The organism is Treponema lecithinolyticum ATCC 700332, from assembly GCA_000468055.1.
Classification (GTDB): domain Bacteria; phylum Spirochaetota; class Spirochaetia; order Treponematales; family Treponemataceae; genus Treponema_C; species Treponema_C lecithinolyticum.
Window position 1 is genome coordinate 1 of sequence record KI260551.1, and the last position, 5,323, is coordinate 5,323.

The window sequence follows — 5,323 nt, forward strand, 5'->3', positions numbered from 1 at the left end:
CCGAAGCCCGCTCCCCGGCAGAGCACTCGCCTACCCTGTCTGCTGCCGACAAAGAAAAGTTGCGTATGGCACGCATAAACGCCAACTACGAGCATGATAAAGCCGCCCTTGCAAAAAGTGATCCGCTTTTTGCAAAAAACCAGTTTTGGGACGTAGGACATGCGGAAGAGGATGGAGAAAAACTTGATGAAGAGCAAGTCAAAAAAGATACCGCATGGTTCGAAAACAGCTTAAACGATGAGATAAAAAATAGACTCGGAGTGCATGGATGAGTGGTAAAGACAATATGGATAAGCAGTATACGTATACAGAACTCTTGAAAGCCGCTGATTCTTTTATAAAGAAAATCGACAACTTTATCGGAAAAGCCATAAATTTTGCAAAATCGCACAACCGAAAGAATTATCTAAAATTACAGATAGATTCGGAAAGCCCCAAAAAAGAAGCCGAGTTTATGGAATATCAAACACCTGATCAGATAGTATACAAAAGCTGGGAGTATAACAGAGAACACAGCCTTGATACGGTAATACTAAACGAATTTAACCGCACAAACGATACTGATATTGAACAAGTGAAAATCAGTTACGGACCTGCAGCGGACGAATACGCTAGGCAAAACCATGCACTTGCCCTTGTTGTTGCAAACACTATATATTTTAGAAACGGAGCATATAAACCGGAAACGGAAGAAGGAAGAAAGTTACTTGCACATGAATTAACTCATATTGCCCAAAACAAAAACACAGAAGCGTATCGGAACTCAACTGTAGAAGAAAAAGAGGCGGAAGCGGAAGCAAAAGAAGTACAACAAGAATATAACCCTGACCCGGAAATTGTAATCAAAATAAAAGGAAAATACAAAAGAATAAGAAAATCCAAGATCAAACGAGAAATAAGCGCACTTGCAGAAATGGAAGTTGAAAAGATACAAAATGAATATGCGATGATTTCAAATGAAAAAAAGAAATTGGATTATTTAATAAACCTGGAAACAAGATTAAAACGAGGTGAAATAAAATGGCTGCAATAAGCAGATATAAGGCCGAACAATATGTAACCAAGATATTCAAAGAGTATCTTGGTGCATTAAAAGAAGCAAAACGGAATAAAAAGAAACTGCTTCCTGAAGCCAACATTCTTTTTGAGGGCATGGATGAGTTTGCAGGTTTTATAAACTCAAACAACTTACAACAGAAAGTATACAACAGGCTCAATCTTGAAGGAATTAAAGAACTGTTCAATGAGGCTAAACTGCTTGCATTGTATTATGACTTGGAAAGTTTTACTTCTGTCAAAGATTGCCAAATTGATACTGATACACCAAATGATTTTCAAGGTTGGATTGTTAGATTATCATCTAATGGGCAAGTCGAATCAATTGAATATAAAAACGGAAATGATGTTCTTGAAATCTTTCCGGACGGCAAAGAAGAATATCATAAATATCCGGGAAATGGTAGTAGAGCCGGATTTTTAGCAAGGTATGCAGGACTACCGGTTCTTGCAGACGGTACAAGCACAGAGATGGAGAATGTACTTTGTAATGCAGGGTATAAGTATGATATAGATGCAAAAAAATGGATTGCAGAAAAAAATGCGGAAGCGGAATTTGACTGTTATGGAAATAAAATAGAAAAGATTCCAGAACCGAAAGACGAAATCAAAAAAGAAATATATGAAAAATATTACACGATTTACAAGAAATGGAGCAAGCTGATAACAGGAATAAATGGAAACATTATTGAACTTGACAACGGGAAGGGTAAAATCATTACAACAGTTCCTTATTACAGTCAAAGAGACAATGCAACGGAAGATCCACCTGTTAGAGCGGGCTATATGTGTCAAATTACATCTCTTGCAATGGTGCTAAAGACTAAAGGTATAAAACAAAAATATCCTCAGATGCAGTTTGAGGATGAATTATACAAAATAGCAAAAGAAAAAGGCTATGGAGGGGATAATCTCTGGGAAAAAACTGCAAAGTTATATGATGTAGTTATAAAAGAGGTTTCATCTGACTATACGGTAGCAGGAATAGACAATGGTTATGAAACAGAAGATGTAAAACAGGAAATTGACAAGGGAAATCCTGTGATTATGTCAATAAATTTTAAGAGCGGCGGACATATAATAGTTGTAGTAGGATATACGCAGTGCGGTTTTATAGTACACGATCCTTATGGCAATTTGAACAAGGGACGAGACGACAGCTATGGATTTGATAGTGACGGTGCCTATGTTGAATATCCATATAACAAATGGTCAATTGGCGAAAAATGGATAAGATATTTAAGCAAAAGAAAATAATATGAAGAAACAAATTATTATAGCACTAGTCTTAGCAATCTATACTATAAGCAAGTTAACCGGTCAAAGCTCTTTTTTTTCTATAGAAGATGTAACAGCTTATATTGAACGTTTTAAAAATAATGGACTTTGGCAAGAAGGTAGAAGCTCCGTGCTTATCGAAAGGAATAAACCAGAGACTGAATATGAATTAAATAAAATATGGGATAGAAGCATTTCAACTACATGGGCTGAAGGAGCAGCCGGAGCAGGAATTGGTGAATACGTAACCATAGAAGTTCGATTTCTTCCGAGCTTATTCTTTGAAGATATTTTATCGAATATCAAGATAGAAGGAAAATTGCAAATAAATAATGGGTTTTGTAGAAGTGAAAAACTGTTTAAAGATAACAACAGAGTAAAAAGGGCTTTGATAACTATTTATGCTGTTCCTCTTAGAGTTGCTCAGACAGGAACTTTTGCATTGAAACCCGGGCCAATGATATTAAAAGAATTTGAAATACATATAGACGATACAAACAAACTTCAAGTTTTCAACTTTGATACCGAAATACAATCTTTCACTGACGTTGAAGGAAGCGTAGATCTTTTTCTTCGCTTGACAATTTTAGAGATATATCCTGGAGAAAAATATAATGATACCTGTATCAGTGAACTGCATGCAACAGCAGAAATAGGTAACTGAATGATGAAGAAAAAAATGTATTGCTTAAGTATTTTTATTTTATGTATCTGTTTTTGCTGCAAGGCAAGTGACGATGTAAAAAAAACAGCCGATACGTTTTTACACGCAATGATTTCAGGAGATTATGTAAAAATGGCGTCTTTTATAAAAGATAAAGAAGGCATTAGATTATCCCCAATTCCATTTATCTATCCTGACTTTCAAAGGAAGTTTGTAAAGAATGAAATAGCAAATTGTGAAAGTGATACCGCACTGTATAATTGGTTTACAGATGATCCTGACAATCCTGATGAATTAACTATAAAAGATTTTATACAGAGAAATTATAGATGTGAAGCAGAAAGATTCTCCAAGGACTCCATTAATAAGTTTATTACTTCTACAGGATATGATGATTCAAGAAGGTATAACAATTTTTATGAAATTTATCCAAAATGCAAATTTGTAGAATATTATGCTTCCCCTAGCGGCACGTATGGAGAAATGGACTGGTTTTCAGTCTGTATAATTCTGCAGGCAATAGACGGTGACTATTATGTTGTTGCCGTAACTTGTAATTATCAGGGAATATAAAGAGCGGCGGATGTATAATAGTTGTAGTGATATGTACAGAACGAATTTTTCATCAACTAATAGTGAAAAAAGCAGTAGGTCAAAGTTTTTTGGAGAAAAACTCGGTATAGGACAAAAAAGAGCAGATATGATGCTGCAAGTTGCCGGCTATGATTATGACAGTACTGCAGGAATGAACATTCCAACAAAAGACAAAAAAAGACGCACTTTTACGGATTTTAATATATATGGAAATGAATTAAAAATAGACATTACCCCGGAACATAAAGGGGATAAAATTAAGGAAGAAGCCTTTAATAAGTTTCCGGAAATATATGCAGTCTTTGGAAGCAGAATCAGCGGAATGAACGGAACTATAATCGAGCTGGATGACGGAACAGGCAAAGTTCTTGGGAACGTACCGTATTTTCATCAAAGGGATAATACAACCGATGAAGGAACCGGAAAGAACAGAGTATACGGGGATGTAATGTGTCAATTGACATCTCTTGCAATGGTATTAGCCTCTAAAGGTATAAAGCCTACAGATCCTACAAAACAGTTGGAAGATGAACTGTACGAGATTGCTAAGAAAGAAGGGCGTAGCGGCGAAAAGTTGTGGACGCCTGTAAAAGCTACATACGAAAAAGTCATTCCCAAAATTACTGATATTTATGATGCTTCAACCGGTTTTAAATCTGAAGATGAAGATTTATCAAAAATAACTGAACAAATTGATATTGGAAATCCTGTTATAGTAGATATAAAATTTAATTCCGGTGGACATGTTGTTGTTTGTGTCGGTTATACAGCGAAGACTTTAATTTTTCATGATCCTTATGGAAATCTAGAAAAGGGTAAAAATAACCAATATGGATCGGATAAAAACGGTGCTTATGTTGAATATCCCAAGAATAAATATAGAATTGGGAAAAACTGGATACGATATTTAAGCGAAAAGGAAGATAAATAATGAAAAAGCTAATAGTTCTTGTATATAATATATTAATTTTATCCCTATTTGCTTATAGTTTTACAAAAGAGTCCGCTTCCGGATTTTGGGAATGGTTACAGAAAGATGTTTATTGGCAAGCAGGAAGAAGTTCGGTTCTAATAGAAAAAGGATATTCTGCTAGAGAATATGAATGGGAAAAAATACGGGATAAAAATTTAGCAACTGCATGGGTTGAAGGTGATAATAATGCCGGTATAGGTGCATGGATAATTATTCCTATAAATGGTGATTATCAATATTTAGGGTATGAACATGATATATTAAAAAAGAGAATAAACATTACTCTTAGAATTAATAACGGTTTCTGCAAAAATGAAATCGTTTTTAAGAATAATAATCGTGTAAAAAAAGCAAAAATAACAATATACGAAGTACCTTTATGTGCTTATGAAGATTTCAGGGGAACTCAAGCTATAGGAGAACCATGGATATCCTATGAAACGGAAATTGAATTAGAGGATAGAATGGACGAGCAGAAGTTCAATTTTATTTTCAATCCAAAAGCTCCATACAAGGAAGGAAGTCTTTATCTTTTTCTCAAACTTACCATTTTAGAAGTCTACCCCGGAGAAAAATATGATGATACTTGCATAAGTGAACTGCACGCAACCGCGGATGTTGTAAAAGAAAAGAAACCTGAAGTTACAAAGCGGAAGAAAAGTTTTTTTCGTAAGGACAAGGAATAAATGAAGGTACTTTCTCAATCAAACGGATAGTGAACCGATGAACCGCTCAATACAAAATGCCTTGTATGCATA

Annotated in this window: 6 protein-coding genes and 1 pseudogene; all 7 read left to right on the top strand. The window is 35.0% G+C overall.

Annotation, left to right across the window (positions count from 1 at the left end; translation table 11 throughout):
* Positions 1–272 (top strand): annotated as a pseudogene (locus HMPREF9193_RS00005) (hypothetical protein); the annotation flags it as partial.
* Positions 269–1,033, top strand: a complete 765-nt coding sequence (locus HMPREF9193_RS00010; RefSeq protein ID WP_021685975.1) for an eCIS core domain-containing protein — start codon at positions 269–271, stop codon at positions 1,031–1,033. The pseudogene HMPREF9193_RS00005 and the gene HMPREF9193_RS00010, both read left to right, overlap by 4 nt.
* Entirely contained in the window at positions 1,021–2,313 is a 1,293-nt protein-coding gene (locus HMPREF9193_RS10605) for a C39 family peptidase (RefSeq protein ID WP_021685976.1), read from the top strand. The genes HMPREF9193_RS00010 and HMPREF9193_RS10605 overlap by 13 nt, the downstream gene beginning before the upstream one ends.
* Before the next feature lies 1 nt (position 2,314).
* Entirely contained in the window at positions 2,315–2,998 is a 684-nt protein-coding gene (locus HMPREF9193_RS00020) for an NADase-type glycan-binding domain-containing protein (protein ID WP_021685977.1), read from the top strand.
* Complete coding sequence (locus HMPREF9193_RS00025) at positions 2,999–3,571, top strand: hypothetical protein (RefSeq protein WP_021685978.1); 573 nt, start codon at positions 2,999–3,001, stop codon at positions 3,569–3,571.
* 31 nt (positions 3,572–3,602) lie between these two features.
* The gene (locus HMPREF9193_RS00030; RefSeq protein ID WP_021685979.1) at positions 3,603–4,523 is read left to right on the top strand and encodes a C39 family peptidase; all 921 of its coding nucleotides are present in this window, start codon (positions 3,603–3,605) and stop codon (positions 4,521–4,523) included.
* Positions 4,523–5,251, top strand: coding sequence for an NADase-type glycan-binding domain-containing protein (locus tag HMPREF9193_RS00035; RefSeq protein ID WP_021685980.1), 729 nt, complete (start codon positions 4,523–4,525; stop codon positions 5,249–5,251). Before HMPREF9193_RS00030 ends, HMPREF9193_RS00035 begins: the two co-directional genes overlap by 1 nt.
* The last annotated feature ends 72 nt before the right edge of the window (positions 5,252–5,323 follow it).

Coding starts and splice junctions, on each gene's coding strand:
- HMPREF9193_RS10605 (WP_021685976.1), top strand. CDS start 1,021: ATGGCTGCAATAAGCAGATATAAGGCCGAACAATATGTAACCAAGATA.
- HMPREF9193_RS00035 (WP_021685980.1), top strand. CDS start 4,523: ATGAAAAAGCTAATAGTTCTTGTATATAATATATTAATTTTATCCCTA.
- HMPREF9193_RS00025 (WP_021685978.1), top strand. CDS start 2,999: ATGATGAAGAAAAAAATGTATTGCTTAAGTATTTTTATTTTATGTATC.
- HMPREF9193_RS00030 (WP_021685979.1), top strand. CDS start 3,603: ATGTACAGAACGAATTTTTCATCAACTAATAGTGAAAAAAGCAGTAGG.
- HMPREF9193_RS00010 (WP_021685975.1), top strand. CDS start 269: ATGAGTGGTAAAGACAATATGGATAAGCAGTATACGTATACAGAACTC.
- HMPREF9193_RS00020 (WP_021685977.1), top strand. CDS start 2,315: ATGAAGAAACAAATTATTATAGCACTAGTCTTAGCAATCTATACTATA.